Here is a 25,046-nt window from a genome sequence, read left to right as displayed (position 1 = left end):
ACACCCACCACACCCCCCCCCCCCCCCGCCCCCCCCGGCGCGGCCCCCCCCCCCCCCCCCCCCCCCCCCCCCCCCCCCCCCCCCCCCCCCCCGGCTCCGGAAGTGGAACGATCAGGCCGTGGTGGTCGACTTGGAGTCGGTGGCGGCCTTGGTCACGTTGGTCGGCTCGACAGCCGGGCGGGCCTGCTCGGAGGCCTGCGAGGTGGCGGTGCCGGACTCGGTCGCCGGAGCGTCGTCCTCACGCATGGCCTTGGTCTCGGCCTTGAGGATGCGCATCGACTTGCCGAGGCCGCGGGCCATCTCGGGCAGCTTCTTGGAGCCGAACAGCAGGACGAGCACTGCCACCATGATGAAGATGTGCCAGGGCTCGAGACCGTTACGGAACATCCCTGACCACCGGTCCTTTCGCGGAAGTTCTCGTCGTGAGAGCAAGGCCGGGCCGACCGGCCCGACCTGGCCAGTATGCCTGGCCTTGTCGGCGAACGTATACACCCGTCGGCAAACACCCGGGGAAAAACCGGTGATCCTGGCCATGTGGTCTGGACCACCATGGTCGGTCCGCAGGTCGGATCAGCGGCGCGGGCCGACCGCCACCGCCCACGCACTACCCGCCGCGACCAGCAGCACCACCAGCGCCAGCGCCCGTACGGGCCCCGTCCGGGCCCGCCCCGGACGGCCCAGCTGCCGCCGTCGGCGATTCACCCCGTACCAGTGGAACCAGCCCGCCGCCCCGGCCAGGACCCCGCCGAGGGCGGTCAGGCCGGGCTGTCGGCCGACCAGGCCGGTGCGCAGGATCAGCAGCGCGTTCACCGCCAGCACCAGGGCGGTCCGGCTCCACGCCAGCATCGTCCGCTCGGGCTGCAGCCCCGGATCGCGCTTCACCGCGTCCAGCCGACGATCAGCACCGAGAACAGCACCGCCACCACCGCCACGCACACCGTCAGCACCAGCATCGTCCGGGTGTACGGCAGCGGAGCGCCGGACCGCATCGCCCGCTCCACCTTCGCCCACCGCCGGTACGACGCCGCCCCCAGGCACGCCCCGCCCAGCGCCAGCACCACCGACACCGCCATCCGGACCGGCCGCGGCCCCAGGTCCGGCGTCAGCTGGTCCAGCGCGATCGCCCCGGCGAGCAGCGCGAGCGCCGTCCTGATCCACGCCAGGAACGTCCGCTCGTTCGCCAGCGAGAACCGGTAGTCCAGATCGTCCTCGTCGCCCGGATCCGCCATATCGGCGACCCTAACCCCGCACGGACCCAGGGGCGCGAGGACCTGCGCGACCAGCCATGCACTCCGTAGAGCGATGGCTGGTCGCGCAGGTCCTCGCGCCCCTTTCCCTTTACGCCTTACGCCGCGAGAACCTTCGGCTCGTCCGCGGGCTGCTCGGTGCCGGCCGGCGGCAGGTGTCGCATCAGGCGGTTGGCCGTCAGCGCGGCCGCCACCATGAAGACCACGCCGACCGCCGCCGCGACGTGCATCCCGTCCGCGAACGCGGCCCGCGCCGCGTCCATCAGCCGCTCCGCGGTCTCGCCGCCGAGCTGTGCGGCCACCGTCGCCGCCCCGCCGAGGGTGTCCCGGGCCGCCGAGGCGGCCTCGCCGGTCACCCCGGCCGGGAGCTGCCCGTCCAGCCGGGTGTGGTAGATCGCGGCTCCGGCGGCGCCGAGGATCGCGATGCCGAGCGAGCCGCCGAGCTCCTGCGCGGTCTCCGAGGTGGCGCCGGCCGCGCCGGCCCGGTCGGCGGAGGCGGCGGAGACCACCATGTCGGCGGTGATGGTGATGGTGCCGACCGATCCGGCGGCGATCACACCGGCGGCGACCAGGACGGCGGCCATCGGGGTGTCCGGCCCGATCTGCGTGATCAGGGCGAAGCCGGCGGCGCTGATCAGGAAACCGGTGGTGAGCAGGATCGCGGGCCGGACCTTCCCGGCCAGCGCCCCGAACCCGCCGACCGCCGCGCCGACCCCGAGGCTGGGCAGCAGGGCCCAGAGCGAGGCACTGAGCGGGCTGAGGCCCTTGACCAGCTGCAGGTACTGCGAGGTGAAGAGGGTGAAGCCGATCATCGCGAACATCGCGATGGTGTTGACGGTGATCGCCCCGCTGAAGGTGCGGATCCGGAAGAGGCCGAGGTCGACCAGCGGGTTCGCCGCGGTCCGCAGCCGGACCACCAGGCCCGCGCCGACCACCAGCCCGGCGGCGAGGACCAGCGCGGCGAGCGGGCTCCAGCCCTCGACGGCGAGCGTCTTGATGCCGTAGACGACCGGCAGCACGGTGGCCATCGAGAGCGCGGCGCCGAGCAGGTCGAAGCGGCCGGTGCGCTCGGCGGCGCGCTGCTCGGGCAGCACGAACGGCGCGGCGACCAGGGTGACCAGCATCAGCGGGACGGCGGGCAGGAAGGCGGAGCCCCACCAGAAGTGGTCGAGCAGCAGCCCGCCGACCACCGGGCCGAGCGTGACGCCGGCCATCATCATGCCGCTCCACGCGCCGATCGCGGCCTGCCGCTGCTTGGGGTCGTGGAAGGTGGTGCGGATCAGCGCCAGCGTGGACGGGCCGAAGATCGCGCCGAAGATCCCGAGCAGGGCCCGCGCGGCGATCAGCTGGGCCGCCCCGTCCGCGTACGCCGCGACCAGCGAGGCGGCGGCGAACCCGGCGGTGCCCGCCAGCAGCAGCTTCCGCCGCCCGATCCGGTCGCCCAGGGCGCCCATCGGGATCAGCAGGCCGGCCAGCAGGAACGAGTACATGTCCATGATCCACAGCTGCTGGGTGCCGCTGGGGTGCAGGTCGGTGGCGATGAACGGGACGGCGAAGAAGAGGACGCCCATGTCCATGGCGAGGACCAGGGTCGGCAGCAGCAGGACGGCGAGACCCGTCCACTCGCGTCGGCCGGCGAGGCCGTTGGTTGCGGTCATGGGAAGGACTGTACGGACGTGTGACACATCTGTCTAGTACGAGCGTATAAATCAAGCGTGCAAGACATCCGTCCATGCGTCGCGTAGCATCGGGGGCATGGGAAACCGCGAGGATCTGCTGGCCAGCGCCAGGCGCTGCCTGATCGAGAAGGGCTTCGGGCGGACCACCGCCCGGGACATCGCCACCGGCGCCGGGGTCAGCCTGGCCGCGATCGGCTACCACTACGGGTCCAAGGACGCGCTGCTGGTCCGGGCGATGATCGAGGCGATCGCCGAATGGGGGGACTCGCTGGGCGCGGTACTGGCCGAGACCGCGGGCGTCACCGATCCGGACGAGCGCTTCGTCAGGGCGTGGGACGCGGTGCTGGCGAGCTTCACGGAGCACCGCGGGCTGTGGGCGGTGCAGTTCGAGATGGTCTCGCAGATCGAGCACCTGCCGGAGCTCAAGAAGCAGCTGACGGCGGTGCAGAAGGACGGCCGGCTCGGGCTGGCGATGCTCTTCCAGGGGCGGACCGAGCCGCTGGACACCCCGGAGGAGCTGGAGCGCGGCACCGTCTACCAGTCGCTGCTGACCGGCCTGGCCGCGCAGTGGATGATCGCGCCCGAGCTGGCCCCGTCCGGCGCCGACTTCCTGCGCGGCCTGCGGACGGTCGCCGCCGACCTGGCGTCCAGGGGTTAGTTGGTCACCGCGGTGAGCAGTACGACCGCGTCGGTGTGGGCGAGCAGGCCGTGCCGGTCCTGCGGGATCACGTGCAGCTCGCCGGCCCGGACCTCCTGCCGGCGGCCGGCGATGGTGAGCGAGACCCGGCCGCGCAGCACCTGGAGGCTGGCGGCGACCGGGGCGTTGTGCTCGTCCAGCGCGGAGCCGGCGGTCAGCGCGATCACGGTCTGCCGCAGGACGCCGTCGTGCAGCAGCAGGTGGGCGCTGCGGCCGTGCGGGCTGTCGGCGGCCTTCGCGGCGTGCTCGTCGGCGACCGCGTTCAGGTCGATGTGGGCCGGCTCGGTCATGGTGGCTGCCGCCTTCCGATCGGACGCCCCCCGCTGCGGGTGCCCGGTGCACCCCGTCGCGACCATAGGCGGCCGAGCGGCGTTCGCGCGCGCCGGTTCACTCGGCCGGGGGACGCGGACGGGCCGCCCGGCGTGCGGTTCGCGGCCTGCGGCCCGATCGTGGATCCATGGCGATGACGCAGAAGTTCTCAGGATTCCAGGTCAACCGTTCGATGCTGGGCGGTGGCGTCGTGCTCACCGGCCTCGGCGCGGTGATCGGCCTCGCCGGCACCGCACTCGTCTGCTACTCCCTGGCGTCCGCCGGACGCGGCTGGGTGCAGCAGATGGACACCCCGCCGAGCGAGCTGGCGGCGCGGGCGATCAACCAGGCCAGGGCGGCTTCACTGGCCGGCCTGGAGGCGTGGAAGGCGGAGGGCCAGGCCTCGGTCAACTGACCTCCTGCGCGGCGGAGCGGCGCCGAGCGCTGGAGCAGGAAGGAACGCGGCGGTCCGGGTGGTGGGTCCCGGACCGCCGCGTGCTCGTGTCGCCGGGGCCCCGGGCTACAGGCCCAGGGACTTGGCGATGATCGTCCGCATGACCTCGCTGGTGCCGCCGTAGATCCGGAACACCCGGTTGTCGGTGTAGAGGCGGGCGATCGGGTACTCCAGGATGTAGCCGTAGCCGCCGTGCAGCTGCAGGCACTTGTCGATCACCTGGGACGCCGACTCGGTGCAGAAGAGCTTGGCGGCGGCCGCGTCGGCCACGGTCAGTTCGCCGGTCTGGTAGAGCTCCAGGGCCTGGTCGACCATCGCCTGCTGGGCGAGCACCTGGGCCTGGCAGTCGGCCAGGGTGAACTTGGTGTTCTGGAACTCGGCCACCGCCTGGCCGAAGACCTTGCGCTCCTTCACGTACTTCACCGCGAAGCCGACCGCGGCGGCGGCCGAGGCGTAGGCGCCGACCGCGATCGCCAGGCGCTCCTGGACCAGGTTGTGGGTCAGGTACGAGAAGGCCTTGCCCTCCTCGCCGAGCAGGTTCTCCACCGGCACCTTGACGTCGCTGAAGGAGAGCTCGGCGGTGTCGGAGGTGCGCAGGCCGATCTTCTGCAGCTTGCGGCCGACCGTGTAGCCCTCGGACGTGGTGTCCACGCACAGGATGGACAGGCCCGCGCGGCGGTTCGCCGGGTCGTACGGGGCGGTCCGGCAGATCACCAGCACCAGGTCGGCGAGGACGCCGCCGGTGATGAAGGTCTTGGCGCCGTTGAGCACGTAGTGGGTGCCGTCCTCGGACAGCTTGGCGGTGGTGGCGATGCCCGCGAGGTCGGAGCCGGCGCCGGGCTCGGTCATCGCGATGGCGGTCATCATGTCGCCGGAGACGAAGTCGGGCAGCCAGCGCTGCTTCTGCTCCTCGTTGGCGTACTCCAGCAGGTAGGGCAGCACCAGGCCGGTGTGCACCCCGGAGGAGCCGAAGGTGACGCCCGCGCGGGCGGTCTCCTCGTAGATCACGGCCTGGTACTTGAAGCCGCTCTCGCCGGCGCCGCCGTACTCCTCGGGCACCTCGATGCCGTACACGCCGAGCGCCCCGAGCTTGCGGTAGAAGTCGCGCGGCGGGTGGCCCTCGGCCTCCCAGCTCTCGTAGACCGGGACGACCTCCTTGGCGACGAAGTCCCGGACGGTCGCCCGGAACGCCTCGTGGTCCTCGTTGTACACGGTACGGCGCACGGTGGCGCTCCCTTCCTGTGCCCGCTGAACGCTCCACAAGTTAATCGCCGGTAGCTTCGGCTGTCCAGAGTGGCGAGGCCGTGTTCCGCAAGCTCTTCGGCCGGTTAAGTGAATGCTTGCTACCCTGACGGCGTACGGTCGGGCCGAGCCGAGGGGGCGGGGAGTGGCGACGGAGCGGGCCGTCGTGCGGCGGCCGCCCGGGCGGCGGGCGGTCATCCTGGCCGCCGCCGAGGGGCAGTTCCACCGGCGCGGCTACCACCAGGTGTCGATGGCGGAGGTGGCCGCCGAGGTGGGCATCACCGCCCCCGCGCTCTACCGGCACTTCCGCAGCAAGCCCGAGCTGCTGCGCAGCGCCGTCGCGGCCGGCCTCGACGCGCTGCGCGAGGCGGTCCGGGCCGGGTCCGGCGGGCCGGAGCGGCTGTGCGCGGCACTGGCCGAGGTGGCGATCGACCACCGGGCGCTCGGCACCCTGTGGCAGCGCGACGCCCGCCTGCTGCCCCCGGCCCAGCGCGCCGAGCTGGGACGGGAGTTGCGGGCGGCGGTGGCCGGGATGGTGCCGGTGGTCGCCACGGCACGTCCCGAACTCGACCGGCTCGACGCCGAGTTGCTCTGCTGGTCGGTGCTGTCGGCGTACGGCGGCCTGAGCAACCACAGCTTCGCCCCGCCCCGGCGGCGGTTCGAGGCGCTGCTGCGCACCCTGGGCGGCGACCTGCTGGCGGCCGACCCGGCCGCCGCCCCGCCGCTCCCGGCCGACGCGGCGGGGCCGGAGCCGGCGCCCGTCTCGCGACGGGAGGAGCTGCTGGCGGCGGCCGTCCGGCTGTTCCACGCGCGCGGGTTCGACAACGTCTCCACCGACCGGCTCGGGGCGGCGGTCGGCATCGCCGGGCCGAGCGTCTACAAGCACTTCGCCACCAAGGCCGAGCTGCTGGCGGCCGCGCTGGTGCGCTGCCGGGAGCGGCTGGAGCGGGAGGTGTCCGCCGCGCTGGACGGGGCGGCCTCGCCGGAGGAGGCGCTGGCGGCGGGCCTGGCGGCGTACGTGGGTTTCGCCGTGCGGCACAGCGACTACCTGGGCGTGATGGTCAGTGAGACCGAGCGCCTGGCGCCGGCCGACCGGCGGGCGGCGGTGGACTTCCGCCGGGACTTCCTGCGGACCTGGGTCGGCCTGCTCCAGCAGGTGCGGCCCGGGTGCGAGGACGCCGAGGCGCGGATCCGGGTGCACGCGATGTTCGCGTTGGTCAACGACGGCGTGCGGCTGCCGCCCGGGGCGGGGGAGCGCGCCGGGCGGCTGCTGGTGCTGGGCCGGGCGGTGCTGGGACCGCGCGGAGAACGGTGACGGGGCGCGGGGAGCCCCCCCCGCGCCCGGTCAGGAGCCGACGGCTCAGTAGAGGACGAACGGGTAGTACACGTGGTGGGCGAGGTTGCCATTGCCCTGGACCGCGCCGACACCGCCGGAGTTGCCGGCCGCGCCGAGGTTGTTGTTCTGGTTGCTGCCGCCCGAACCGGTGGCGCTCTGCTGGGCCGCGGCGGCATTGCCGAGGACGCCGCCCACGATGTTGCCCGATCCGGTGTTGCTGACCACGGAGGCGTTGGATCCGTTGTCGGCGCCCGCGCCGTTGTCGGCCTGAGCGGTGCCGATCCCGGCCAGGAGGAAGGCCCCGAGGGCGGTGACGGCGGCGACTGCGCGAATACGGGACACGGTGGTCTCCCTGTCGAGTGGTGCGAATGGTGGCGCGCGCGGGGTGGCCGCCCCGGGTGCGCCGGTTCTGACGTCGCCCGATCAGGATTCCCCGGACGGCCGATTGACTTCCAGGCCGCCCCGGGTCGGTTCGCTCGAAGGTGTCACCCGTTCGGAATAAACCCGGAATTGGCGGCGAATCGGAAATCGCTGGTCGACAGATAGTCGTACTGGCACACTGTGGCCTCATGTCTGAAGCCGAGAAGCTGCGCACGACGGAGGTGGACCTCGGCGGCCTGGTGGGCGTGCTGGCCACCCACCTCTACTCCACCCCGCTGGTCGCCCTGCGCGAACTGGTCCAGAACGCCCACGACTCGCACACCCGGCGCCGGCTGGAGGACCCCGACACCCCGTACCGGCCGCTGATCCGGGTCAGCGGCGACCCGGCCGCCCGGACCGTGGCGATCGAGGACACCGGCGCCGGCCTCACCGAGCCGGAGATCCACGCCTACCTGGCCACCGTCGGCACCGGCTACACCCGGATGCTGCGCGACCTGACCGGCGACCAGGACCTGATCGGCGCCTTCGGCCTCGGCTTCCTCTCCGCCTTCTCGGTCGCCGACGAGGTCACCGTCACCACCGCCTCGCACCGCGAACCGCACCTCGCCCACCGCTACCGCAGCCGCGGCGGCGAGCGCTACGGCGTCGAACCCGTCGCGCCCCGGCCCGGCCCCGGCACCGTCGTCGAACTGACCCTCAAGCCCGAGCACGCCCACCTCGCCGACGAGGAGGCGCTGCGCGAGGTCCTCCGCCGGTACTGCGTGCTGCTGCCGATCCCGGTGTACGTCGGCACCGACGAGCAGCCGGTCAACGACGTCCCGGTGCCCTGGCGGCAGGACCTGCCCGGCTCGCCGCACCTGCACCGGATGCGCTTCGCGAACGCCTTCGCCCGCAGCTTCGAACCGCTCACCGCCTTCCCCGTCACCCCCGCCGAGGACCGGACCGACGCCGTCGGCCTGCTCTGGGTGCAGGACGGCGGCACCTACGGCTCCACCGACAACCGCGACCTCGCCGTCTACCTGCGCGGCATGCTGCTCGCCGACGACGCCCGCGACCTGCTGCCCAGCTGGGCCGGGTTCATCGGCGGCGTGATCGAGTCCAGCCGGCTCACCCCCACCGCCAGCCGCGAGGACCTGCAGCGCGACGAGCACTACCGCGCGCTCCAGCGGGCCCTCGCCGACGCCGTCGTCGACGGCCTCTACGAGACCGCGCGGCTGCACCCCAACGCCTGGCGGCGGATCCTCACCCGGCACGGCCAGGACCTGCTCGGCGCCGCGCTCTGCGACGACCGGCTGTTCACCCTGCTCGCCGACGACGTCCCGGTGCCCACCTCGCAGGGCGACCTGACCGCCGGCGCGCTGCGCGCGGCCGGCTCCGGCGCGGTGCACGTCGCGCTCGGCAGCGGCGGCGGCTTCGAGGAGATGCTCTACCGCGCCATGCAGGTGCCGATCGCCCGCGGCGACCGGTACGCCGTCCTGCCCTTCCTGCGCCGCTACGCCCAGCTGCGCGACTGCCGGATCGTCGAGCTCGGCAGCGAGAGCGGCAACCGGGAGCTGTTCCGCGAGCCCGCCGCGCCGCTGCCCGCCGAGGAGCGCGGCTGGCTCGCCGCCGCCCTCGCCGACGAGGGCGAGGAGCTCGTCCCCGCCCGCTTCGACCCGCCCGGCCTGCCGCTGGTCCTGGTCCCGGACCGGGAGGCCGAGCTCAAGGCCCGGATCGAGGACGACCAGGCCGACGCCCGGATCCCGTCCGCCGCACTGCGGCTGGCCCGCGCCTTCACCGCCCGCACCGACGGGACCGTCAAGGCCCGCCTCTACCTCAACCTCGCCTCGCCCGCCGTCGAGGACCTGCTCACCGCCTACCGTGCCGGGCGCACCGGCGCCGCCACCGCCGCCGGGCTGCTCCGCTCGCTCAAGGTGATCATGGCGGCCGCGTCCGGCTCCTCGGCGGCCGACCTCGGCGCCGCCCTGGGCGGCGTGTCCACCGCCGTCGCCGCGCTCACCGCCGACCTCTCCCAGGACCTTGGAGACCACTCGTGACCACCGACATCTGGGCCTGGGTCCAGGACACCCACCGCCAGCTCGCCGAATCGGGGCAGCACCGGCTCGCCACCGCCGTCGTCGAGATCGCCGGACACGCCGTCGAGGGCCGCAACGAGCAGCTCGACGCCATGTACCCCGAGGCGCTCGCCTCCGCGCGGGCCCTCGGCCTGCCCTGGGTCGAGGTCTTCCTGCGCCACTGGCGGCTGCAGAACCTGCTCAACAAGCGCCACCAGGGCGAGGCCGCGATGGCCGAGGCGGTGTCCCTGCTCGAGTTCGCGCACCGCGAGGAGACCGCCTCCTGCCCGCAGTCCGTCTGCGCCGTGCAGGACTTCACCATCTGCCACGCCAACATCGACGGCCCCGGCTACGTCGCCGAGCGGCTCGCCGTCCTGGAGGAGACCCTGGAGCGGGTCGAACCCGCCCGGGCCTGCTTCGACTGCCTCTCCCGCGAGTACGCCGACACCCTGGAGGACGACGGCCGCGCCGAGGAGGCCCTGACCCACCTCGACCGCGCCCAGGCCCGCATCCAGGCCGCCGGCGAGCACGTCTCGCTCGCCTTCGGGCACTCCCGCGCCTCCGCGCTGGGCCGGCTCGGCCGCTACCAGGACGCCCTCGCCGCGTACGACGCCGCCGAACTCGCCTACGTCTCCGCCCGCAACCGGCTGGACGACGACGACCGGCGCAAGCTCGCCGCCGGACGCGCCCTCAACCTCGCCCGGCTCGGCCGCCACGAGCAGGCCCGGGAGCTGCTGCCCGACGTCGAGCAGGCCGAGCAGTACGCCGACATCCGGCACCGCTGGACCCAGGCGGTCGAACTGCTCGCCGCCGCGGACCGGTACCCGAACGACTCGGCGCTGGGCGCCCGGCTCGCCCGCTGGGTCGGCTACCTGGACGCCGCCGGCTCGCACCGGCCCTGCGTCGACCTGCTGCTGATCGCCGGCCGGCTCGCCGTCGCCCGCGGGGCGCGCGAGGTGGCCCTGACCCTGGCCGCCACCGGCGAGCGCAAGCTCGGCTCGCTGCGCCGGACCGACGGCGTCACCGAGGACCTGGCCGCGCTGCGGACCGCCGCGCTGGCCCTGCCCCGGCCCGAACTGCCGGTCGCCCCGGACGAGCTCGCCGGATGGCTCGCCGAGCACACCCCGGACCCGGAGACCGGCGCCGACCTGATCGCCGCCGCCCTCGCCGCCGGCGAGGGCGAGCCGGACTCGGTGCTGGTCGCCAACCTCGCCGGCGCACTGGGCGCGCTCGGACACGCCCGCGCGGTCGCCGACCTGCTCTGGGCCCAGATCGAGATCGACCCGGGCCACGAGTACCTGGTCGGGATGCTCGGATCCGTCCTGATCGACGCCTCCGACGAGGAGGGCGTCCGGAAGCTCGCCGCCCGGCTGGCGGCCGGGAGCCCCGCGGACGGCAGCTGGCTGCTGGCCCGGTGGGCCGCGTCCGAGGCCCGCTGGGCGGAGGTCGGCGAGCACTGCGCCGCCGTCCTGGTGCACGAGCCCGACGCCGTCAACACCCGCCGGCTCGCCGCGACCGCCGCCACCCACCAGGGCGACTGGGCCGAGGCGCAGCGGCTCTACGAGGACCTGCTGGCGCACGCCCTGCCGGCCGGCGACGAGGACCCCGAGCAGGCCCACCGCCGGGTGCAGGAGCCCGACCTCTGGCACCTGGTCACCGTCGCCACCGCCAACCGGGACTGGGCGGCCGTCCGGTCCACCGGCGCGCAGCTGGGCATCGAGTTCGACGCGGACAGCGGGCCGGTCGAGGAGGAGTGGCAGCTCGTCACCCTGCGCGCCACCCGGACCAACGGGACGACCGCGGAGCTGCCCGCGCTGCGCACCGGGCCGGCCACCGCGCGGGTGCTGCCCGTCCTCGGCGACGAGCTGCCGCTCAACCACCGGGACACCGTGGTGTTCGGCCCCGCCGTGCTCAACGACCCGCCGGCCGAGGGCGAGGAGCAGCAGTGGCGGCCGGTGTTCGAGCTGCTCACCCTGCTCGACCCCGCCGGGTACACCACGTACTGGATCGACGGCGCCTGGCCCGGCGACGACGCGTGGGTCGCCCTGCGCGGCGCCCTCCACGACGCGGGCTACGGCCTGTGGGCCTACAGCGGCGACCAGTACGAGATCACCGACCCCTCGGGCGGCGCCCTGCCTGGCGTCTACGCGGCGGTCGGCGTCCCGCCCACCGCCTCGGCGGCCGACGCGGACGCCCTGCTCGCCCGCCTCACCGCGCCCTGGCGCCACCCGCTCGCCTGGCTCGACCTGGCCGAGGCCGCCGGCGCCGACCTCGCCCGGCACCAGGGGATCGCGGAGCGCTACGAGCTCTGAGCCCTGGACGGGGTCGGGTCGAGGTAGACCTTGGTGACGGCCGGGAAGGCCGTGCGCAGGGAGAGCTCGGCGGTGTCGCAGGCCTGCTCGATCTCGGCGGCCGTGGCCAGGTCGGCGAAGTGGACCTTGGCCGCGACGAGGATGTCGTCGGGGCCGAAGACGCTGGTGGCGAGGTCGAGCACCTCGACCACGTGGGGCTGGTCGCGGAGGACCGCGACCAGCCTCTCCTCCAGCGGCCCGGGCAGGGCCCGGCCGAGCAGCAGCGAGACGTTGTCCCGGGCGAGGACGTACGCGACCCAGGCCAGCAGCAGGCCGATCAGGACCGACGCGGTGCCGTCCCACGCCCCGGAGCCGCTGAGCTGCGACCCGAGCAGGCCGCCGAACGCCAGCAGCAGGCCGACCAGGGCGGCGCTGTCCTCCAGGAAGACGGCCTTCAGCGCGGTGTCGGCCGTGTGCCGCAGGAAGCGGAGCCAGCCGACGCCGAGCCGGGCGGTCTCCGCCTCCAGCTGACGGACCGTCCGCGCCAGCGACACGCTCTCCAGGACGAAGGCGACGCCCAGGACCACGTACGAGAGCGCCGGGTCGCCCAGCTCCTCCCCGTGGGTCAGGGTGTGGATGCCGTCGTACACCGAGAACACCGCGCCGCCGACGAAGGTGGCGACCGAGGCGATCAGCGCCCACAGGTAGCGCTCCCGCCCGTGGCCGAACGGGTGGGCGGCGTCGGCGGGCCGCTCGCCGCGCTTGAGCGAGGTGAAGAGCAGCAGCTCGGTGACGGTGTCGGCGAAGGAGTGCGCCGCCTCGGAGAGCATCGCGCTGGACCCGCTGACGAGACCCGCCAGGGCCTTCGCGGCGGCGATGCCGAGGTTGCAGACCCCGGCCACCACCACGGTGGTGACGCTCTCTTCGCTCCCGGTGCTCTCCTTGCCCACAGTGGGAGAGTATGTCCGATTTGGTGAGAATCGTGACGTGCGGCACCTGTGCACTCGTACGTTCGATCAGGCAAGGTGGGAGCCGAAGACCCGACGGAGCCGAGGGGACAGCGGAGTGCGAAAGCGGGGCCGACCGACCGAGGGGCTGCTCGGGCCCGACGTGCCGCCGGTGGAGAAGCCGATCCCCGTCCCGCTGGCGCCCGAACCGCCGCCGACCGGGGGCCTGCTGGTACCCGCGCCGACCGAGGAGCCGCCGGAGCGGCCCCGGTTCACCGGCGGCCTCGGCCAGGACACGCTGACCCCGGAGGAGTGGCGGGCGGCCGGCTACACCCCGCCGGACGACATCGTGGTGCCCCCGCTGCAGCCCGGCGACGCGCCGTGGCCCGACCGGATGCGCACCCTGCTGCGCACGCCGATGGTCGAGCGCCCCGCGTTCGAGCGGACCGCGCGCGAGCTGCACCCGTCGGCGGCGAAGAACATCCCGCGGATCCTCGACCTGTCGCTGCGCATCGGCGAGCTGCTGCTGGCCAGCGGCGAGGCGGCGGAGGACGTGGAGGCGGCGATGCTCGGCATCGCGCACGCCTACCGGCTCGACCACTGCGAGCCGCAGGTCACCTTCACGCTGATCTCCATCTCGCACCAGCCGTCGCTGATCGACGCCCCGGTCACCGCCGACCGCGTGGTGCGCCGCCGCACCTCGGACTACACCCGGCTGGCGGCCGTGTACCGGCTGGTCGCGGACATCACCGAGGAGCGGGTCAGCGTCAACGACGGCTACCGACGGCTCGCGGAGATCCGCCGCAACCGGCACCCGTACCCGGCGTGGGGGCTCGCGCTGGCCACCGGTCTGCTGGCGGGCGCGGCGACCTTCCTGGTCGGCGGAAAGACCGACTCCACGGCGTGGCTGGTGTTCGCCAACGCGTTCGTCGCGGCGGTCGCCGGCGACCGGCTGGCGTCGATGATCGCGCGGCGCGGCCTGCCGGAGTTCTACCAGTTCGTGATCGCCGCGATGCCCGCCGCGCTGCTCGGCATCCTGCTCTCCTTCAACGACCTGCACCTGCGCGGCTCGGTGGTGATCACCGGCGGACTCTTCGCGCTGCTGCCCGGCCGGGCGCTGGTCGCCGCCGTCCAGGACGGCCTGACCGGCTTCTACATCACCGCCGCCGCCCGGCTGCTGGAAGTCATGTACCTCATCGCCGGCATCGTCATCGGCGTCATGCTGGTGCTCTACCTGGGCGTCAACTACAACGCCAAGCTGCGGCCGGACGAGAGCCTGGTCGGCGACACCTACCCGCCGGTGCAGCTGGTCGCCGCGATACTGCTGTCCGCCGCCTTCGCGATGCTGCTGCAGACCGACCGGCGGACGCTGCCGCTGGTCGTGCTGAACACCGTGATCGGCTGGTCCACGTACGGTGTGCTGACCAACAACGCCCGGATCTCTCCGATCGTCGCCACCGGCGTGGCGGCCGGCCTGGTCGGCCTGTTCGGTCAGCTGATGGCGCGCTACCGCTACGCCAGCGCGCTGCCGTACGTGACCGCCGCGATCGGACCGCTGATGCCCGGCTCGGCGCTCTACCTCGGCATGCTCGCCTTCGCCCAGGGCCACCCCAGCGCCGGACTGGTCTCGGTCACCCGGGCCGCCGCGCTGGCGATGGCGCTGGCCATCGGCGTGAACCTCGGAGGCGAAGTGGCCCGGCTGTTCCTCAAGAGCCCCGGCGCGACCGAGCGACTCGCGCCCCACCTGCTCGTCCCGCGCCGGGCGGCCAAACGCACCCGCGGGTTCTGACCCGGCGTTAGCAGACGGGACGGTTCGACGAACGAAGGCACCACCCATGATCAGTGCACTGCTGGACGGCTACCGGAGCCACATCGTGGCCGCGCACAAGCAACCGCTCTTCCTGCTGCTGACCGGGTTCATCTGCTCGTTCGTCCTGATCCGGTTCAGCGTGCGGATGATCCGCGCCAAGGTCCGCTGGTGGCCCGGCAACATCACCCCCGGCGGCCTGCACATCCACCACATGGTCTTCGGCCTGGGCTTCCTGCTGCTCGGCGGCATCGGCGTCTTCGCCACCAACGGCGGCCACCCGTGGATCGACTGGTTCGGACTCGCCTTCGGCATCGGCTGCGGCCTGGTGCTCGACGAGTTCGCGCTGATCCTGCACCTCGACGACGTCTACTGGGGCGAGCAGGGCCGCAAGTCCGTGGACGCCGTCATCCTCGGCATCCTGGTCACCGCCCTGCTGCTCATCGGGTACGTCCCGCTCGGCGTCGTCCCCGGCCAGGACACCCGGTGGGGCCTGATTTCGGTCATCTCCGTCAACGCGCTCGCCGCGATCGTCGCCCTGCTCAAGGGCAAGATGTGGACCGGCCTGCTCGGCATCATGGTCCCCGGCATCTCCTGGATCGGCGCGGTCCGGCTCGCCCGGCCCGGCAGCCCGTGGGCACGGTGGCGGTACACGAAGCGGCCGCGGGCGATGCGCCGCGCCGTCCGGCGGGAGCGGCTGCTGCACGCCCGCGCCGAACGCGCCCGCACCTGGCTCTTCGACCTGATCGCGGGCGCACCCGACAAGGTCCCCGCCCACCACACCGCCACCCACCGCGCCGCCGAGCGGATCGCCGCCCGCGCCACCGCCCACCTCGACGCGCACGCTGCCCGCGCCCTCGCCCGCCGGCACGCCCGGCTCGCCGACCGCCGCACCGAGGCCGGCTCCGTCCCGGTCGACCCGGCCCGCCAGGACCAGGCCCGGCGCCGCCGCCGCACCGTCCGGGCCGGCCGCCACCGCACCTACGCCGTCCGCCCCGCCCCCGCCCGCCCCGAACCCCACACCCCGTACCGCCACCCCCGCCTCCCGCACCCGCAGCCCCGCCACTGACGTTTGCCCCCACACGATCCGAGGGGGGAGCGACATGATGCTGCAGGGGGACCTGTCGGGCACGACCGACGAACGGCTCTGCTGGCTGCTGCTCCGGGACGAGCCGGCCCGGAGGACCAAGCGGGCGCCGTGGTGGCGGCTGCTCGGCCTGGTGGAACGGAACGGTGTCCGGGCGGGGCTCGCGTACGGGCACCTGCCCACCGAGCACGCGCGCGACATGCGCAAGGAGATCACCTCCGGGCGGATGGCGGACTACGCGCTGGCGGTGGACGACGCTGCCGAGCGGCTGAGCGCCGAGGAGCGGCGGGTGCTGCGGGAGGCGCACACCCTGCCCGAGTGGTTCATGGAGGACGTCGAGCGGCGGTACCGGGAGATTCGTAGGCGGAGCTGACAATCGGACATCTCACCCGGGCGGGCGTATGGCGATAGCGGTGAGGAATCGTCAGGTCTGAGAATATTACGTCGAGTGACTGAATTGTCACGTGATGGGATATTTGGCTGATCGTCAGACCGGCGAAATGAGGTGCCGACCGTGGCCCGCAGATTCCTGCCGACCCTGCTCCTGGCCGTCGCCGGCGTGCTCGGGCTGCTGCCCGCCGCCGCTGCCGCTCCGGCACCGGCCCGGCCGGCCTCGCCGGCCGACGATCCGTACCCGTCCGCCGAGGACATCGCCCGGGCGCAGGCCGAGGCGGACGCCAAGGCCGGCGACGTCGGGGCGATCGAGGCCCGGCTGACCGCGGCCCAGGCGGAGCTGGAGGAGGCGGGCCGGACCGCCGAGCAGGCGGTCGAGGCGTACAACGGGGCCCAGGCCCGGCTGGTCCGGGCCAAGGCGGAGGCGGAGGCGGCGGCGGGCCGGGCCACCGCGGCCGAGGCGGCGCGGGTGGAGGCGGCGGACCGGGCGGCGGGCCTGCTCGCCGAGGTGTACCGGCAGGGCGGCTCCCCGGAGCTGTCGGCGATCAACGCGCTGCTCGGAGCCAGCGGCCCCGGCGCGCTGAGCGACCGGGCGGCGGCGGTCGGCGTGGCCGGTGCCCGGACCCGGCAGATCCTGGACGACGCCACGTCCACCGCCGCCGCGGCGACCCGCGCCCGGGACGCCGCCCGCGCCGCGGAGGACGCGGCGGGCCGCGCCGCCGAGGAGGTCCGGGTCGCGAAGGAGCAGGCCGAGGCCCGGCTGGCCGCCCAGCAGGCGCAGGTCGCCGAGATCGGCCGGCGCCGCGAGCAGCTGCTCACCGAGCTCGCCGCGGCCCGCAACACCACCGTCGACCTGGAGCGCCAGCGCCGCGAGGCGCTGGAGGCGATCGCCGCCCGGGAGGCGGAGGAGGCGGCGCGGGCCGCTGCCGCGGCGGCGGCCGCCCAGTGGGCGGCGCGCCCGAACCCGTCCTCGGAGAGCGCCTGGTCGGCGGACGGCGCGGCGGCCGCGATCGCGTTCGCCCGCTCCAAGATCGGCCTGCCGTACATCTGGGGCGGCGAGGGCCCGGAGGGCTACGACTGCTCGGGCCTGACGATGATGGCGTGGCGCCGGGGCGGCAAGAACCTCACGCACTTCGCGGCGGACCAGTACGCCGAGTCCACGCCGGTGTCGTACGCCCGGCTCCGGCCCGGCGACCTGGTGTTCTGGACCAAGACCGGCCGAGCCGCGGACATCTACCACGTCGGCATCTACATCGGCGACGACCAGATGATCGAGGCCCCGCGGCCGGGCACCGCGATCAAGCAGGCCAGCCTCTGGATCATGGGCCGGCCGGACTTCTACGCCCGGCCGTAGCCCCTCCGCCGGCGGATTCAGCCGGCGAAGAACTTCAGCAGCTCCGGCGCGAGCGCCTCGGGCGCCACGTCGTGGGTCTGCTCCGGCAGGGTCAGGTACTCGGCGCCGGGGACGGCCGCCGCCACCGCACGGGCCGGGGCCCGCAGCAGCTCCGGGCTTGCGCCGCCGGCCATCACCAGGACCGGCACGGCGAGCCCGGCGAGCGCCGCCACCGGGACGCCCGCGCCGGCGGGCGCGTCGAGCACGGCGGCGTCGTACGCGAGGGTGGGCGCCACCGCCTCGAACGCGGGCCACGCCGGTGAGCTGCGCATCTGCTCCACCACGGGCTCCGGTGCGCCGACGAAGGCCATGAACCGGGCGACCGCGTCCCCGGGCCGGCCCTCGGCGAGGTCGGTGGCCAGGCCCGCCGCGTACCCGGTGAAGCGCTCGCGCTGCCCGTCCTCGGTGGCGAACGGCGGCTCGTACACCGCGAGGCGGGTGATGCCGAGGCCGTGCTCCGCCGCCCGCAGGGCCAGGGCGGCGCCGGAGGAGATGCCGTACACGGCCGCCGTGCCGCCCGCGGCGGCGATCACCGCGGCCAGGTCCTCGATCTCCCGCTCCACCTCGTACGGCGCGGTGTCGCCGCTCTCCCCGCGCCCGCGCCGGTCGTAGGTGTGGACGGTGTGGTGCGCGGCGAGCTGCGCGGCCAGGCCCTGGGCGGGCCCGAAGGCCCGGTGGCAGAGCGCGCCGTCGACCAGGACGACGGCCGGGCCGCTGCCGGTCACGGTGTGGGCGACGGTCGTCCCGTCGGCGGAGACGACGGCGGTCATGACGGGTCCTTCGGGGAGGTCTGCTCGGCGAGGGTGTGGGCGACCAGGGCGTTGGCGTGGCCGTGGCCCAGGCCGTACTCGGTCTTCAGCCAGCCGACCAGCTCCATGTGCTTGGTCAGCGGCGAGGCGCGGATCAGCTCCTGCCATTCGGCGATCGGTCGGCCGTACTTCTTCTCGATCGACGGGAAGTAGCTGGCGGGGCCCTTGACGGGGGTGGTCATGACGGTCTCCTCGAAGGTCGCTTACTTGTCGGCCGGGCCGTAGACGGTGTGCAGCACGCCGGTGGAGAAGACGGTGTTCTCCAGCAGCTTCAGCCGGATCGGCTCGGCGTTCCCGTCGAACAGGCGCAGGCCCTTGCCGACCGCGATCGGGTGGACGAACAGGTGCAGCTCGTCGATCAGGCCGGCAGCGAGCAGCGCGCGCACCACGGAGATCGAGCCGGACATCCCGATCGGCCCGCCCTCCTCCTGCTTCAGCGCGGTGACGCCCTCGACCAGGTCGCCCTTCAGCTGCTCGGAGTTGCGCCAGTCGAACGCCAGGTCGGAGTGGGAGACGACGACCTTGCGGGCGTCGCCGAGCGCCTTCGCCATCGGCGCGTCCTCGCCGCCCGCGTCCTCCCGCTCCGGCCAGGCGGCGGCGAAGCCGTCGTAGGTGACCCGGCCGAGCAGCACGGTGTCGGCCGCGCCGAGCTGGGCCCCGACGGCCGCCCCCATCTCGTCGTTGAAGTAGGGGAAGTGCCACTGCTCCGGGCTCTCGACGACGCCGTCGGCGGCGATGAACAGACCGGCGGTGATCTTGCGCATGGGATGCTCCCTGGATTCGCGGGTGTGAGGTGCTCTCACCCGGTCAGACGGGGGCCGGTCGCGGGACTCATCGCTCCGCGGCGAAGAAGTTCCAAGATCTTTTCGCGACCGATGAGAACGGCGCCGCCGAGGAGTCCCCATAGGTGTGGAGAGACTGCTGTTCCCGGCGCCGCCGGCACCCGAGGACCTGGCCGACCTGCTCGCCGACCGCCCGGACGTCCGGCTCGTGGTCTGCGAGGTCGGGCGGCTGACCGCGCCCGGGCCCGCCGACCTGGACCGGCTGGCCCGGCTGCGCCTGGCCGCGCGGCGGGCCGGCGCCGAGCTCGTCCTGCGCGGGGCCGGCCCGCGCCTGCGACTGCTGCTGGCGCTGACCGGCCTGGACGGCGTGCTCGCGGACGACGACCCGTCAACTGCCGGCCCGCCAACCGTCGATCCGTCAGCTGCCGGCGGGCAGCCGCATCGGTAGCTCCCACAGCGGGAACAGCCGGTCGGTGTCCATGTGGTTGGTCATGGTGGCGATCCGGCCGTCGGCGATCTCCAGCACGGTGATGCCCCACGGCGTCCAGCCGTTCCCGTCCTCGGCCGGCCGGTACTGCGCGAACGCGGGCGAGCCGTTCGCCTCCACCGGCAGCAGCCGCGAGCCGCGGCACCCGCAGCCCGCGCCCAGCCACCACGCGCCGAGCTCCACCACGCCCTGCACCCACATCTGGTACGGCGGCATGTTGAGCACCGCGTCCTCGTGCAGGAGCTTCTTCAGGCCCTCGATGTCGAACGCCTCGAAGGCCTGCACGTACCGGGCCAACAGCGCCTGCTGCGTCTCGTCCAGCGGCCGGTAGGTGTCGCTCTCCGGGACCCCGCCGCCCTCGGCGAGGGTCGCCCGGGCCCGCTGCAGCGCGCTGTTGACCGACGCCACGCTGGTGTCCAGCAGCTCGGCGGTCTCCGCCGCCGACCAGGCCAGCACCTCGCGCAGCACCAGGACCGCCCGCTGCTTCGCCGGCAGCTTCTGCAGGGCCGTCACGAACGCCAGCCGGATCGTCTCCCGGCCGACCGCGACCTCGGCCGGATCCCCGGCCAGCACCCGGCTGTCGGGCACCGGCCCGACCCAGATGTTCTCCTCCAGCTGGGTCAGGTCCGGCGTGTGCGCCGCGACCGGCGAGGTCAGGTCCATCGGCCGGGCCCGCCGCTGCGCGGCCGGCGCCATGTCCAGGCAGACGTTGGTCGCGATCCGGTACAGCCACGTCCGCAGCGCCGAACGCCCCTCGAAACCGGCGTACTTCGACCAGGCCCGGACCAGCGTCTCCTGCACCGCGTCCTCGGCCTCGAAGGTCGAGCCGAGCATCCGGTAGCAGTACGCGGTGAGCTCCCGCCGGAACGGCTCGAGCTGCTCGACGACGGCATCGGAATCCGTGATCACTGGCACTCTGTCACCCTACTTCGCAGCCTTGTCGCCCCGTGGTCTCACTGGCAGAACTCCATCAGCGCCTCCTCGAAGTCCGGGAACTCCGCCGCCGCGCGGGCCAGCACCTCGGCGGCCGGCCGCCGGGCGCCGGGCGCGAACCGCTCCGCGACCTCGGTCAGCGCCCGGTCCGGCACCGCCGCGTGGTCGGGCCCGTACGCGGCCGCCTCCTGCGGGCCGTAGCCCGCGGCCAGCAGCCACAGGAACTCGCCGAGGTCGCGGGCCAGCACCGCGACCTCACCCTCCGAGCCGAGGAAGACCAGCGGCTGCTCGGCCACCGGCACACCGACGCGGACCAGCCAGAACGCCGCGTACCCGCCGGTGCCGTCCTGCCCGAAGACCAGGAAGTCGTCGCCGCTCAGCGCCTCGTTGCCCGTCCACGCCCGGAACCACTCCGTGGCCTGCCCCGCCGGCAGGAACTCCGGGAACGGCTCGAAGTCGACCCCGTCCCCCTCCCGGAAGTCGAACGGCACCGCCAGCGCGGCGGCCAGTGCGGGCGGGAAGCTGCGATCGTGCTCGGAGGTCATGCGCGCACCGTAGCGGCCGGCACCGACAACCGGGGCTTTCCCCGGCCGGCGCCGCGTCCCGGGAGGGTGCCCGCGACGCCGGTCGGACCCGGCGGAAAACCGGATGCCCACGCACCGGGCCCGACGTACCGTGACGGGATGGGCAACGACGCACACGGCCGCCCCGGCCAGGACATCGAGATCCGCGCCATCACCGAGGAGGAGATCCCGGTCTGGGACCGGGCGATCGCGCGGGGCTTCCTGCGGCCGCACATCGCCGACGGCACCGAGTTCCGGCGGCTGACCTTCGAGCCCGGCCGGTTCCTCGCCGCCTTCGACCGGGCCGACGGCGACCGCTGCGTGGCCACCTTCCGCAGCTTCGACGCCGAGCTGACCGTCCCCGGCAACGGCACCCTCCCGGTGGACGCGGTCACCGCCGTCACCGTCAACTCCACCCACCGCCGCCGCGGCCTGCTCTCCGGCATGATGCGCCAGGACCTGGCCGCCGCCCGCGAGCGCGGCAGCCTCGCCGCGATCCTGATCGCCGCCGAGTACAACATCTACGGCCGCTTCGGCTACGGCCCGGCGACCCGCGCCCACGGCCTGCGCATCGACCTGCTGCGCTCCGGCGGTCTGCGCGCCGACCTGCCCGTGCCCGAGGGCGGCCGGGTCGACTTCCTCTCGCTGGAGGAGGTCCGCAAGCTCGGCCCCGAGCTGCACGACCGCTGGCGGCTCACCCAGCCCGGCGCGATCACCCGCAGCCCCGCCTGGTGGAAGCTGCACACCGGCGAGGTCACCCTCCCCGGCTACGACTGGAAAGAGGGCTTCTACGCGGCCCACCGGGACGCCGACGGCGTGATCACCGGCCTGATCTGGTACTCCGTCGACGACACCTGGGACGGCGCGTTCCCCAACTGCACCCTCACCGTCAACGACTTCCTCGCCCTCGACCGGCCGACCGCCAACGCGCTGTGGAGGTTCGCCTTCTCCGTCGACTGGGTGCGGCACGTCGCGGTCGGCAACCTCTCCCCGGACGACCCGCTGCCGCTCCTGCTGAACGACCCGCGCGGCGCCAAGCCGCACGAGGAGATCTGCGACTTCCTCTGGCTGCGGCTGCTCGACCTGCCCGCCGCGCTCGCCGCCCGCAGCTACGCCGCACCCGGCCGCCTGGTCCTCCAAGTCACCGACCCGGAGGGCTGGACGGCCGGCCGCTGGGCGCTGGAGACCGCCGCCGACGGCACCGGCCGCTGCACCCCCACCGACGACCCGGCGGACCTCACCCTGGACATCGGCCGGGTCGGCAGCCTCTACCTCGGCGCCGAGTCCGCGACCCGGCTGCTGGCCGCGGGCCTGCTCACCGAGCACCGCCCCGGCGCCGCCGCCACCGCCGACCTGCTGCTGCGCACCCCGACCGCCGGCTGGAACCCCGACGGCTTCTGATCCGTGCCCCGGGGCGGTGCCGGCTACTTCGCGGTCTTGCCGATGGTCGGCAGGATGAAGTCCTGGATCAGGCCCTTGGCGTCCCGGACGATCGGCCGGAACACCTTGTAGCGGGAGAGGTTGATGACCCGGGCCGCCATCGGCGTCGAGCGGCGGACGAACTCCCGGGTCCGCTCGGTGTCCGGCGTGCGGTCGAACACCCAGTACAGCACCACGATCATCAGGTGCAGCCACAGCACGTCCGGCAGCAGCTCGACCAGCTCGGCGTCCAGCTTGGGCGCCAGCTCCGAGCCGGCCAGCACCTCCCGGAAGAGGGCCACCGCGGTGGCCCGGGCCGGGTGCGACTCGTTGGAGAACGGGCTGAGCGAGCTGGTCGGGTCGGCGGCCGTCCGGAAGAACTGGGCCGCGAACTCGTGGTACGGCGCCGCGGTGTCCAGCCACGACTCCAGCGCGATCTCCAGACGCTGGGCGAAGTCCCGGGTGTGCGCCATCCGCCGCCTGGCGTCCGCCGCGTGCTCGTACGTCATCCGGTCGTAGAACCCCTGGATCAGGAACTCTTTTCCGGCGAAGTAGTAGTACGCGTTGCCGACCGAGATCCCCGCCTCGGTGGCGATGGCCCGCATCGTGGTCTTCTCGTACCCGCGCTCCTGGAACAGCCGCATCGCGGTCTCCAGGATCAGGGCGCGGGTCTGCTCGCTCTTGTCCGTCTTGGGCAGTGCCCGCCCGCCGGGAAGCTCGGGCGCGCTCTCGACCCTGCCGTCGGTGACGCGGTCGCTCTGGTTCGGCTCCTCCACGGTGGTCGAGCCTACCCGGGCCACCGCCCCGGGCCGGTCCCCCCGGCCCGGGGCGGTGCGCTGCGCGGTGGCCCTGCGCCGGTGCACTAGGGCGACACCGAGCAGCTGCCGTCACCGCACCCGGGCTCCGGCGGCACCCCGTACGCCGCCGGGTCGTACGGTCCCGCGGTGTACGGCCCCCCGCCGTACGGACCGTTGCTGTGCGGACCGCCGGGGTGCGGGCCGACGGCGTGCGGGCCGCCGGAGTGCGGGCCCCCCGCGCCCGGCGCCCCGGCGGGCGGAGCGCCGTACGGGTTCGCGGGGTCCGGGGCCGCGATGCCGTGACGCCCCCCGGCGTACGGGATCGCGGCCGGTGACGGCCCGGGCTGCACGGCACTGGGTGACCCCTGTACACCCAGTGCCGGCGCCCGGCCCGCGCCGGTGGCCTGCCGGTACTTGCTGGCGGCGAAGGCCGCCGCCCGGGCCAGCGGCAGACCGGCCGGGGTCGAGAGCCGATGGGCCAGCGGCCGGTGCTCGGCCAGCGCCCAGAGGCAGACCACGAAGGCGGGCGCCCCGCGCCAGACCTCGCCGGTGTCGCCGACCACGGTGATCTCGCCGAGCGAGGCGTCGTGGTCGAGGCCGGGGAAGAGCCGGTGCGCCTCGGCGGAGTTCACCGCGACGAACTCCAGCGCTACCAGCTGGGCCTGTCCGCGCAGCCAGGCGGTGAGGTGCCGGCAGAGTAGGCAGCCCGGGTCGTGCAGCACGGTCAGCCGGCCGACCGGCGCCGGCCACGTCGCCGGCGCCGCGGGTGCGGTGGTGGTGGTCACCGGGCTCACGCCTCGGCGGGCTTGACCCAGCCCTGCGGCGCGACCGGCGGCCGCTGCTGGCGCTCCAGCGCGCCCCGGCGGCGGATCCGGTTGAGTACGTACACGTTGCCGAGGTGCATCACACCGAGCAGCAGGAGCACGGTGCCGAGCTTGTACGAGAGGGCGTTGAAGATGCCCGCGGTGCTGTCGACGGTCTCGTCGTTGCGCATCCACAGGGCGACGAAGCCGAGGTTGATCAGGTAGAAGCCGACCACCAGGAGGTGGTTGACGGCGTCGGCCAGCCGCTCGTCCCCGGCGAAGACGTCGGAGAGGAAGAGCCGGCCGTTGCGGCTGAGGGTGCGGGCCACCCAGACCGTCACGCCGGTGGCGATCGGCAGGTAGGCGGCATAGCTGACGACTGTGTAGTCCATCGGGACCACTCCGTTTCGAACGTGTTCAAAAGCTCGACGGGGATGACTGTAGAGGGTCTTTTGAACGTGTTCAAGTCCGCCTGTGTGGGAGGCTCGTCCCATGGATTCCCCGATCGTGGTCCGCACCGGCGGGCCGGCCGACGCCGCCGCCGTCGCCACCCTCCACGCCGACAGCTGGCGCACCGCGTACGACGGGATCGTCCCCGCCGAGGCGCTCGGCGACGGCCTCGCGGGCGAACGCCTCGCGATCTGGGAGATCCGGCTCACCGCCGACTACGGGCCGCCCACCGACACCCCCGTGCTGCTGATCGCCGAGGAGCCCGACGGCACCCCGGTCGGCTTCGCCTACCTGGTGCCCGAACCGGACGGCAGGGTCCTGCTCGACAACCTGCACGTCCGCCCCGGCCGCACCGGCGGCGGCATCGGCGCCCTGCTGCTGCGCGCCGCCCTCGACCGCACCGCGGCGGCCGGCCGCCCGCTGCGGCTGGAGGTGCTGCGGGACAACGTCCGCGCCGTCGCCTTCTACGAGCGCGAGGGCGGCGTCCGCACCGACGAACGGGTCGCCGCCTTCCCCGGCGGCCACCTGCTCCCCGAGTACGAGTACCTCTGGCCCGCGACGGCCTGAGGCCCGGGGCCCAGGGCCCAGGGCCCGTCTTCAAACCCCCGCCTGCGGGCCGCCGCCGGGGCACGCACCTCGACGGCTTCTCCTCAGTCGCCGATGCTCCGCATGGACTCCCTCGTCGG

General features: G+C 74.1%; 28 protein-coding genes. 12 read left to right on the top strand and 16 right to left on the bottom strand.

The genetic code is table 11. The features are described 5' to 3' along the window. Positions 1 to 111: 111 nt before the first annotated feature. The 4 genes from tatA to ACGFX4_RS39925 form a co-directional block, all read right to left on the bottom strand. Positions 112 to 387: a Sec-independent protein translocase subunit TatA gene (tatA, locus tag ACGFX4_RS39940; RefSeq protein WP_393085867.1), complete on the bottom strand. Its 276-nt coding sequence runs from the start codon at positions 385 to 387 to the stop codon at positions 112 to 114. 183 nt (positions 388 to 570) lie between these two features. After that, on the bottom strand, positions 571 to 882 hold the full coding sequence (locus ACGFX4_RS39935) for a DUF202 domain-containing protein (protein ID WP_393085865.1): 312 nt from the start codon (positions 880 to 882) through the stop codon (positions 571 to 573). Continuing rightward, positions 879 to 1,229, bottom strand: coding sequence for a YidH family protein (locus ACGFX4_RS39930; RefSeq protein WP_393085863.1), 351 nt, complete (start codon positions 1,227 to 1,229; stop codon positions 879 to 881). Before ACGFX4_RS39930 ends, ACGFX4_RS39935 begins: the two co-directional genes overlap by 4 nt. A 116-nt stretch (positions 1,230 to 1,345) precedes the next feature. After that, the gene (locus tag ACGFX4_RS39925) at positions 1,346 to 2,905 is read right to left on the bottom strand and encodes an MFS transporter (RefSeq protein WP_393085861.1); all 1,560 of its coding nucleotides are present in this window, start codon (positions 2,903 to 2,905) and stop codon (positions 1,346 to 1,348) included. Positions 2,906 to 3,002: 97 nt separating this feature from the next. On the opposite strand from ACGFX4_RS39925, the gene ACGFX4_RS39920 reads away from it, so the two are divergent. After that, a complete protein-coding gene (locus tag ACGFX4_RS39920; protein WP_393085859.1) occupies positions 3,003 to 3,584 on the top strand; it encodes a TetR/AcrR family transcriptional regulator in 582 nt (193 codons plus the stop codon). Here ACGFX4_RS39920 and ACGFX4_RS39915 read toward each other — a convergent pair. Beyond that, positions 3,581 to 3,913 (bottom strand): cupin, encoded by a 333-nt coding sequence (locus ACGFX4_RS39915; protein WP_393085857.1) that lies wholly within the window; start codon positions 3,911 to 3,913, stop codon positions 3,581 to 3,583. The two genes, ACGFX4_RS39920 and ACGFX4_RS39915, sit on opposite strands and share 4 nt — an antisense overlap. A 167-nt stretch (positions 3,914 to 4,080) precedes the next feature. Between ACGFX4_RS39915 and ACGFX4_RS39910 the strand changes: the two genes are divergently transcribed. After that, positions 4,081 to 4,347, top strand: coding sequence for a hypothetical protein (locus ACGFX4_RS39910; RefSeq protein WP_393085855.1), 267 nt, complete (start codon positions 4,081 to 4,083; stop codon positions 4,345 to 4,347). 105 nt (positions 4,348 to 4,452) lie between these two features. On the opposite strand, the gene ACGFX4_RS39905 is transcribed toward ACGFX4_RS39910, so the two are convergent. Next, positions 4,453 to 5,610 carry an acyl-CoA dehydrogenase family protein gene (locus ACGFX4_RS39905; RefSeq protein ID WP_393085853.1) on the bottom strand — a complete coding sequence of 386 codons (1,158 nt, stop codon included), beginning with the start codon at positions 5,608 to 5,610 and terminating at the stop codon, positions 4,453 to 4,455. 163 nt (positions 5,611 to 5,773) lie between these two features. On the opposite strand from ACGFX4_RS39905, the gene ACGFX4_RS39900 reads away from it, so the two are divergent. Beyond that, on the top strand, positions 5,774 to 6,943 hold the full coding sequence (locus ACGFX4_RS39900) for a TetR/AcrR family transcriptional regulator (protein ID WP_393085852.1): 1,170 nt from the start codon (positions 5,774 to 5,776) through the stop codon (positions 6,941 to 6,943). A gap of 45 nt (positions 6,944 to 6,988) precedes the next feature. On the opposite strand, the gene ACGFX4_RS39895 is transcribed toward ACGFX4_RS39900, so the two are convergent. After that, positions 6,989 to 7,306, bottom strand: coding sequence for a hypothetical protein (locus ACGFX4_RS39895; protein WP_393085850.1), 318 nt, complete (start codon positions 7,304 to 7,306; stop codon positions 6,989 to 6,991). Between the two features lie 227 nt (positions 7,307 to 7,533). Here ACGFX4_RS39895 and ACGFX4_RS39890 point away from each other — a divergent pair, with 227 nt between their 5' ends. Both ACGFX4_RS39890 and ACGFX4_RS39885 read left to right on the top strand, forming a co-directional pair. Continuing rightward, entirely contained in the window at positions 7,534 to 9,381 is a 1,848-nt protein-coding gene (locus tag ACGFX4_RS39890) for an ATP-binding protein (RefSeq protein ID WP_393085848.1), read from the top strand. Next, positions 9,378 to 11,711, top strand: a complete 2,334-nt coding sequence (locus tag ACGFX4_RS39885) for a hypothetical protein (RefSeq protein WP_393085846.1) — start codon at positions 9,378 to 9,380, stop codon at positions 11,709 to 11,711. The genes ACGFX4_RS39890 and ACGFX4_RS39885 overlap by 4 nt, the downstream gene beginning before the upstream one ends. On the opposite strand, the gene ACGFX4_RS39880 is transcribed toward ACGFX4_RS39885, so the two are convergent. Further along, on the bottom strand, positions 11,699 to 12,640 hold the full coding sequence (locus ACGFX4_RS39880; RefSeq protein ID WP_393085844.1) for a cation diffusion facilitator family transporter: 942 nt from the start codon (positions 12,638 to 12,640) through the stop codon (positions 11,699 to 11,701). The genes ACGFX4_RS39885 and ACGFX4_RS39880 overlap by 13 nt on opposite strands. A 115-nt stretch (positions 12,641 to 12,755) precedes the next feature. On the opposite strand from ACGFX4_RS39880, the gene ACGFX4_RS39875 reads away from it, so the two are divergent. From ACGFX4_RS39875 to ACGFX4_RS39860, 4 genes are all read left to right on the top strand, one after another. Beyond that, positions 12,756 to 14,426, top strand: a complete 1,671-nt coding sequence (locus ACGFX4_RS39875) for a threonine/serine exporter ThrE family protein (protein WP_393085842.1) — start codon at positions 12,756 to 12,758, stop codon at positions 14,424 to 14,426. A gap of 46 nt (positions 14,427 to 14,472) precedes the next feature. Then, positions 14,473 to 15,513, top strand: a complete 1,041-nt coding sequence (locus ACGFX4_RS39870) for a hypothetical protein (RefSeq protein WP_393085840.1) — start codon at positions 14,473 to 14,475, stop codon at positions 15,511 to 15,513. 34 nt (positions 15,514 to 15,547) lie between these two features. After that, the gene (locus ACGFX4_RS39865; protein ID WP_393085838.1) at positions 15,548 to 15,904 is read left to right on the top strand and encodes a hypothetical protein; all 357 of its coding nucleotides are present in this window, start codon (positions 15,548 to 15,550) and stop codon (positions 15,902 to 15,904) included. Between the two features lie 141 nt (positions 15,905 to 16,045). Continuing rightward, entirely contained in the window at positions 16,046 to 17,278 is a 1,233-nt protein-coding gene (locus tag ACGFX4_RS39860; RefSeq protein ID WP_393085836.1) for a C40 family peptidase, read from the top strand. Positions 17,279 to 17,295: 17 nt separating this feature from the next. On the opposite strand, the gene ACGFX4_RS39855 is transcribed toward ACGFX4_RS39860, so the two are convergent. From ACGFX4_RS39855 to ACGFX4_RS39845, 3 genes are read right to left on the bottom strand one after another with little or no spacing between them, the layout of a single operon-like run. Further along, positions 17,296 to 18,087: an alpha/beta fold hydrolase gene (locus ACGFX4_RS39855; RefSeq protein WP_393085834.1), complete on the bottom strand. Its 792-nt coding sequence runs from the start codon at positions 18,085 to 18,087 to the stop codon at positions 17,296 to 17,298. Beyond that, positions 18,084 to 18,308, bottom strand: a complete 225-nt coding sequence (locus tag ACGFX4_RS39850) for a DUF4287 domain-containing protein (protein ID WP_393085832.1) — start codon at positions 18,306 to 18,308, stop codon at positions 18,084 to 18,086. The genes ACGFX4_RS39855 and ACGFX4_RS39850 overlap by 4 nt, the downstream gene beginning before the upstream one ends. Positions 18,309 to 18,329: 21 nt before the next feature. After that, entirely contained in the window at positions 18,330 to 18,890 is a 561-nt protein-coding gene (locus ACGFX4_RS39845; RefSeq protein ID WP_393085830.1) for a dihydrofolate reductase family protein, read from the bottom strand. A 145-nt stretch (positions 18,891 to 19,035) separates the two neighbouring features. Here ACGFX4_RS39845 and ACGFX4_RS39840 point away from each other — a divergent pair, with 145 nt between their 5' ends. After that, complete coding sequence (locus tag ACGFX4_RS39840; RefSeq protein WP_393085828.1) at positions 19,036 to 19,356, top strand: hypothetical protein; 321 nt, start codon at positions 19,036 to 19,038, stop codon at positions 19,354 to 19,356. Here the strand turns inward: ACGFX4_RS39840 and ACGFX4_RS39835 are convergent. Further along, positions 19,327 to 20,310 (bottom strand): sigma-70 family RNA polymerase sigma factor, encoded by a 984-nt coding sequence (locus ACGFX4_RS39835; RefSeq protein WP_393085826.1) that lies wholly within the window; start codon positions 20,308 to 20,310, stop codon positions 19,327 to 19,329. The two genes, ACGFX4_RS39840 and ACGFX4_RS39835, sit on opposite strands and share 30 nt — an antisense overlap. 38 nt (positions 20,311 to 20,348) lie before the next feature. After that, the gene (locus ACGFX4_RS39830; protein WP_393085824.1) at positions 20,349 to 20,873 is read right to left on the bottom strand and encodes an SMI1/KNR4 family protein; all 525 of its coding nucleotides are present in this window, start codon (positions 20,871 to 20,873) and stop codon (positions 20,349 to 20,351) included. A 138-nt stretch (positions 20,874 to 21,011) separates the two neighbouring features. On the opposite strand from ACGFX4_RS39830, the gene ACGFX4_RS39825 reads away from it, so the two are divergent. Then, positions 21,012 to 22,292 (top strand): GNAT family N-acetyltransferase, encoded by a 1,281-nt coding sequence (locus ACGFX4_RS39825; protein WP_393085822.1) that lies wholly within the window; start codon positions 21,012 to 21,014, stop codon positions 22,290 to 22,292. A 23-nt stretch (positions 22,293 to 22,315) separates the two neighbouring features. Here the strand turns inward: ACGFX4_RS39825 and ACGFX4_RS39820 are convergent, their stop codons facing one another. The 3 genes from ACGFX4_RS39820 to ACGFX4_RS39810 form a co-directional block, all read right to left on the bottom strand. Further along, positions 22,316 to 23,086 carry a TetR family transcriptional regulator gene (locus ACGFX4_RS39820; RefSeq protein WP_393085820.1) on the bottom strand — a complete coding sequence of 257 codons (771 nt, stop codon included), beginning with the start codon at positions 23,084 to 23,086 and terminating at the stop codon, positions 22,316 to 22,318. A gap of 86 nt (positions 23,087 to 23,172) precedes the next feature. Continuing rightward, positions 23,173 to 23,892, bottom strand: coding sequence for a DCC1-like thiol-disulfide oxidoreductase family protein (locus ACGFX4_RS39815; protein ID WP_393085818.1), 720 nt, complete (start codon positions 23,890 to 23,892; stop codon positions 23,173 to 23,175). A gap of 5 nt (positions 23,893 to 23,897) precedes the next feature. Further along, entirely contained in the window at positions 23,898 to 24,302 is a 405-nt protein-coding gene (locus ACGFX4_RS39810) for a hypothetical protein (protein ID WP_393085816.1), read from the bottom strand. Between the two features lie 100 nt (positions 24,303 to 24,402). Between ACGFX4_RS39810 and ACGFX4_RS39805 the strand changes: the two genes are divergently transcribed. Further along, positions 24,403 to 24,927, top strand: a complete 525-nt coding sequence (locus ACGFX4_RS39805) for a GNAT family N-acetyltransferase (protein ID WP_393085814.1) — start codon at positions 24,403 to 24,405, stop codon at positions 24,925 to 24,927. Positions 24,928 to 25,046 lie beyond the last annotated feature (119 nt).

Origin of the sequence: Kitasatospora sp. NPDC048365, assembly GCF_043200835.1 — a bacterium.
GTDB lineage: Bacteria > Actinomycetota > Actinomycetes > Streptomycetales > Streptomycetaceae > Kitasatospora > Kitasatospora terrestris.
Note: the sequence above shows the minus strand (reverse complement) of the source record. Positions and strands in the feature narration are given on the sequence as shown.

What these genes read in the sequence shown, in the direction of transcription:
- tatA (WP_393085867.1), bottom strand. Translation starts at nt 387, where the DNA reads ATGTTCCGTAACGGTCTCGAGCCCTGGCACATCTTCATCATGGTGGCA.
- ACGFX4_RS39930 (WP_393085863.1), bottom strand. Translation starts at nt 1,229, where the DNA reads ATGGCGGATCCGGGCGACGAGGACGATCTGGACTACCGGTTCTCGCTG.
- ACGFX4_RS39925 (WP_393085861.1), bottom strand. Translation starts at nt 2,905, where the DNA reads ATGACCGCAACCAACGGCCTCGCCGGCCGACGCGAGTGGACGGGTCTC.
- ACGFX4_RS39920 (WP_393085859.1), top strand. Translation starts at nt 3,003, where the DNA reads ATGGGAAACCGCGAGGATCTGCTGGCCAGCGCCAGGCGCTGCCTGATC.
- ACGFX4_RS39915 (WP_393085857.1), bottom strand. Translation starts at nt 3,913, where the DNA reads ATGACCGAGCCGGCCCACATCGACCTGAACGCGGTCGCCGACGAGCAC.
- ACGFX4_RS39910 (WP_393085855.1), top strand. Translation starts at nt 4,081, where the DNA reads ATGGCGATGACGCAGAAGTTCTCAGGATTCCAGGTCAACCGTTCGATG.
- ACGFX4_RS39890 (WP_393085848.1), top strand. Translation starts at nt 7,534, where the DNA reads ATGTCTGAAGCCGAGAAGCTGCGCACGACGGAGGTGGACCTCGGCGGC.
- ACGFX4_RS39870 (WP_393085840.1), top strand. Translation starts at nt 14,473, where the DNA reads ATGATCAGTGCACTGCTGGACGGCTACCGGAGCCACATCGTGGCCGCG.
- ACGFX4_RS39865 (WP_393085838.1), top strand. Translation starts at nt 15,548, where the DNA reads ATGATGCTGCAGGGGGACCTGTCGGGCACGACCGACGAACGGCTCTGC.
- ACGFX4_RS39855 (WP_393085834.1), bottom strand. Translation starts at nt 18,087, where the DNA reads ATGACCGCCGTCGTCTCCGCCGACGGGACGACCGTCGCCCACACCGTG.
- ACGFX4_RS39850 (WP_393085832.1), bottom strand. Translation starts at nt 18,308, where the DNA reads ATGACCACCCCCGTCAAGGGCCCCGCCAGCTACTTCCCGTCGATCGAG.
- ACGFX4_RS39845 (WP_393085830.1), bottom strand. Translation starts at nt 18,890, where the DNA reads ATGCGCAAGATCACCGCCGGTCTGTTCATCGCCGCCGACGGCGTCGTC.
- ACGFX4_RS39830 (WP_393085824.1), bottom strand. Translation starts at nt 20,873, where the DNA reads ATGACCTCCGAGCACGATCGCAGCTTCCCGCCCGCACTGGCCGCCGCG.
- ACGFX4_RS39825 (WP_393085822.1), top strand. Translation starts at nt 21,012, where the DNA reads ATGGGCAACGACGCACACGGCCGCCCCGGCCAGGACATCGAGATCCGC.
- ACGFX4_RS39810 (WP_393085816.1), bottom strand. Translation starts at nt 24,302, where the DNA reads ATGGACTACACAGTCGTCAGCTATGCCGCCTACCTGCCGATCGCCACC.
- ACGFX4_RS39805 (WP_393085814.1), top strand. Translation starts at nt 24,403, where the DNA reads ATGGATTCCCCGATCGTGGTCCGCACCGGCGGGCCGGCCGACGCCGCC.